Consider the following 4,230-nt stretch of genomic DNA (forward strand, 5'->3'; position numbering starts at 1 on the left):
ATCATCAACTGCGGCGTCTGGACGCCGTTGAAGTCGTTGATCGCCAGGCGGTAGGCGGCGCGGATGGTGTTGCCGGGAGCGTGGTCGAAGTTGAACTGAATGGCGTCGAGCTTCTGCACGCCCTTGCGCAGGCGCAGCTTGAGGTGTTTGTCCTTGAGGATGCGCTGGCTTTCGACGACGAACTCGTCTTCGAACAGCGGTGCCGGGAAACCCTGGCCCCACACTTCCGCTTCCAGCAGCCGTGCGGTGGCGATCGAGTAGTAGCCCGATTCGAGGCTGCCGTCGGTTTCCAGCGTGCGCGTGCGGTCGGCCGGCGCCAGCAGCTCTTCGGCGACCTCGGCGAAGAGTGCGCGGAAACGCGGCAGGTCGGCCTCCCTGATCGTCACCCCCGCGGCCATGGCGTGGCCGCCGAAGCGCAGCAGCAGCCCGGGTGCGCGTTTGCCGACCAGATCGAGCGCATCGCGCAGGTGCAGGCCGGGCACCGAACGGCCCGAGCCCTTGATCTCGCCACCGCTTCCTTCGCCGCGGGCGAAGGCGAACACCGGCCGGTGCAGCCGCTCCTTGATGCGCGCGGCGACGATGCCGACGATGCCCTGGTGCCAGTCGGGGTCGAACAGCGAGACGCCGGTTGCCGCCGCGCTGGCGTCGGCATCGGCGTGCGCTTTCTCGAGCAGCAGCAGCGCCTGTTCCTGCATGCCGGACTCGATCTCGCGCCGTTCGCGATTGAGAGCGTCGAGTTGTTGCGCGATATTCATCGCTCGCCCGTCATCGTCGGTGATCAGGCACTCGATGCCCAGCGACATGTCGGCGAGGCGGCCGGCGGCGTTGAGGCGCGGGCCGATCATGAAACCGAGATCGACGCTGGAGGCCTGCGCAGGATTGCGGCCGGCGGCGCGGAAGATGGCGCGCAGGCCGGGCGTCAGCCGGCCCTGGCGGATGCGTTGCAGGCCCTGGCTGACCAGCACGCGGTTGTTGTGGTCGAGCTTGACGACGTCGGCCACGGTGCCCAGCGCGACCAGGTCGAGGAGGTCGGCGAGTTTCGGCTCAATGCGTCCGCTGGCCTCTGAAAACCACTCGCGCCGGCGCAACTCGGCACGCAGCGCGAGCATCACGTAGAACATCACGCCGACGCCGGCCAGGTTCTTGCTCGGGAAGTCACAGCCTGGCTGATTGGGGTTGACGATGCACTCGGCGGCGGGCAACTCGTCACCCGGCAGGTGGTGGTCGGTGATCAGCGTGGCGATGCCCAGTTCGCGGGCACGGGCGACGCCGTCGACGCTGGCGATGCCGTTATCGACGGTGACGATCAGGTCCGGGCGGCTCTTCGCCGCCAGGTCGACGATGTCCGGCGACAGGCCGTAGCCGTAGGTGAAGCGGTTCGGTACCAGGTAGTCGACCCGCGCGCCGAAGGCGCGCAGGGCGCGGATGCCGACGGCGCAGGCGGTGGCGCCGTCGCAGTCGTAGTCGGCGACGATGAGAATCTTCGCCTGCCTGGCGATGGCGTCGGCCAACAGGACCGCCGCCTCGGCAGAATGGGTCAGCGCCGAGGGCGGCAGCAGCGACTTGAACTCGTAGTCGAGTTCGCTGCGCATCAGGATGCCGCGGGCGGCGTAGATGCGCGCCAGCAGTGGGTGCAGTCCCTGTTGTTCGAGTTGCCACTGGACGCGCTGCGAGACCGGGCGGCTGCGGATGCGTGTCATCCTGCGCCCCGGGCGAGCGCCTGCGCGGTGGCGGCCAGCGGCTGCGGGCGGCGCCACAGTTGCCACTGGCCAGCCCGGCCGCTCTCCCAGGCCAGCGCCGCGTAGGCGGTCGACGCGATCAAGCGCAGACCGCTGATCTTGCCGCCGGCGAGCGCTTTTTGCAGCGGTGCGAACCAGCTGGCTTCGAGTGTGTGCAGCGCTGCGCGGTAGGCGTCGGCGTCTTCATACTGTACCGGGCCCTGTAGGGCATCGAGGACGAGCAGCTGGCGGCTGCCCGCCGCTGCCTGGGCGAGCAAATCGGCGGCGTTTGCGGGCTGCTCCTGCACTGCTATCCCGCAGGCGCGAGCGAGGCCGCGGGTCAGCGGGTCGCTGCTCCAGACGCCGGCGAAAGCGGCTGCGCGCGCGACTGGCAGAACGCCGGCACCCCATAGCCACAGGCTGTTGATCGTCGGCCGGCCCGATTGTTCGCGCCGTTCGTTGGCCGGCTGCCCGAACAGGACCATCTGTACTTCGTTCAGCAGCTGGCGCAGGGCGCGTGCCTGCGGTGTGGCCGGCAGCTGGCTGCCGACCCGACGCCCGGCGATGGCCGACAGCGGCAGCACGTCGAAGTCGCCCAGGTTGGTATCGGCGGCCAGCTTCAGGTACCAGCGATCGGCGGTGGCGACGTGGAAACTGCCGATATCGGCGAACTGCCGGTTGAGCTCGTCGGCGATCGCCTGCGCCTCGTCGAGCGCGATTTCCAGGCTGCTGCCGTCGGCCAGAATCAGTCGTTCCTGGTGCAGGCGCAGATGCACCGGATCGGCACACAGCCAGCAGCCGTCGGCAGCGGCCGGGGCGGCGCTTTCGCCGAGCAGCCGGAAAGGAGCCCAAGGCACGTTCCCGGCGAGGCCGAAAGCGTCGCCCAGCGTCGCTTCGAAGGACTGCGGCGGCTGCCGGGTCAGGCGGCTGCGGGCGATCAGCGTGCTCAGGCCGGGGCAGGCAAGGGTTGCCAGGGTGTCATGGTCGTCCGGTTCGGGCCAGACCAGTTCGGGAACGACAAGGGTGAGTTGCATGCGGGTTGGCGAAGTGGAAAGTGGCGAAAGCGAATCGGCGCCGCATGACCCAGTGCTGCGGGGCGCCGGCGAGAGCTGCCCGCGCGGTGCCAGGGGAGGCAGTCACAGCCGGAAAGCGTGTAGCATAGCGCCTTTGCCGCCTCGGCGCGCTTCGAACCCCCTGAGATGATCTCCCGCCGCTGATGGCCCTTCCTTACGAGCTGCTGATCGGCCTGCGCTATACGCGCGCCAAAAAGCACAACCACTTCATCTCCTTCATCTCGCTGATTTCGATGCTCGGTATTGCGCTCGGCGTTGCCGCGCTGATCGTCGTGCTGTCGGTGATGAATGGTTTTCAGACCGAGTTGCGATCGCGCATTCTTGCGGTCGTTTCACACGTCCAGATCACCGGCGCCAGCGGCGAGATGGCTGGCTGGGAACTGGTCGCCGAGCAGGTTGCCGGCCAGCCGCACGTGATCGCCGCAGCGCCCTTTGTACAGGCGCAAGCGATGTTGTCGTCCGGACAGTTGGTACGCGGGGCGCTGGTGCGCGGCATCCTGCCCGATCAGGAAGACCGGGTGGCCGATTTTCGCCCGCACATGAAGAGCGGAAACCTCGACGATCTGCGCCCCGACAGCTTCAACATCGTCCTCGGCCGCGAGCTGGCGCGCGCGCTCGACGTCTTTGTCGGCGACCGGGTAACCCTGATCGCGCCACAGGGCGTGGTCACCCCGGCCGGCGTGGTGCCGCGGCTGAAGACTTTCAACGTCGTCGGCATCTTCGAGGTCGGCATGTACGAGTACGACAGCGGCCTGGCGCTGATCCATCTCGCCGATGCACAGCGCCTGTATCGCATGGACGACCGGGTTTCCGGCGTACGCCTGAAGCTCGACGATCTGTTCGCCGCGCCGCGCGTGGTGCGCTCGCTGGCCAACACCTTGACCACCGACGCCTTTATCAGCGACTGGACCCGCAGCCACGCCAACTTCTTTCGCGCCGTGCAGATCGAGAAGAACATGATGTTCATCATCCTGTCGCTGATCGTCGCGGTGGCGGCCTTCAACATCGTGTCGACGCTGGTCATGGCGGTGACCGACAAGCAGGCCGACATCGCCATCCTGCGCACCCTGGGTGCCAGCCCGCTGAGCATCATGCTGGTGTTCATGGTGCAGGGCGCGCTGATCGGTTTCATCGGCCTCGGTCTCGGCGTCGCCGGCGGCGTGGCGCTGGCCCTCAATGTCGATGTGGTGGTGCCGTTCATCGAACGGCTGCTCGATACGCAGTTTCTCGCCAAGGAGGTCTATTACATCTCCAACCTGCCCTCGGAACTGCAGTGGGGAGACGTGACGACGATCGTCGGCGTCGCTTTCGTGCTGGCCCTGGTGGCGACCATCTATCCGAGCTGGCGCGCCTCGCGCGTCAATCCGGCGGAGGCCTTGCGCTATGAGTGAGCCGGTGCTGGCCTGTCAGGGGCTGAGCAAGATCTATCGCCAGGGCGA

At 67.6% G+C, this 4,230-nt stretch carries 3 protein-coding genes; 1 reads left to right on the forward strand and 2 read right to left on the reverse strand.

Annotated features, from left to right (window positions below):
* Both recJ and RUW20_RS19670 read right to left on the reverse strand, forming a co-directional pair.
* Positions 1–1,700, reverse strand: a 1,700-nt coding sequence (gene recJ / locus RUW20_RS19665; RefSeq protein WP_313953916.1) for a single-stranded-DNA-specific exonuclease RecJ, incomplete at its 3' end; no start/stop codon positions are given.
* Positions 1,697–2,752 carry a hypothetical protein gene (locus tag RUW20_RS19670; protein WP_313953917.1) on the reverse strand — a complete coding sequence of 352 codons (1,056 nt, stop codon included), beginning with the start codon at positions 2,750–2,752 and terminating at the stop codon, positions 1,697–1,699. The genes RUW20_RS19670 and recJ, both read right to left, overlap by 4 nt.
* A 182-nt stretch (positions 2,753–2,934) precedes the next feature.
* On the opposite strand from RUW20_RS19670, the gene RUW20_RS19675 reads away from it, so the two are divergent.
* Positions 2,935–4,182, forward strand: a complete 1,248-nt coding sequence (locus tag RUW20_RS19675) for a lipoprotein-releasing ABC transporter permease subunit (protein ID WP_313953918.1) — start codon at positions 2,935–2,937, stop codon at positions 4,180–4,182.
* Positions 4,183–4,230 lie beyond the last annotated feature (48 nt).

Origin of the sequence: Accumulibacter sp. (assembly GCF_032229525.1) — a bacterium.
Classification (GTDB): Bacteria; Pseudomonadota; Gammaproteobacteria; order Burkholderiales; family Rhodocyclaceae; genus Accumulibacter.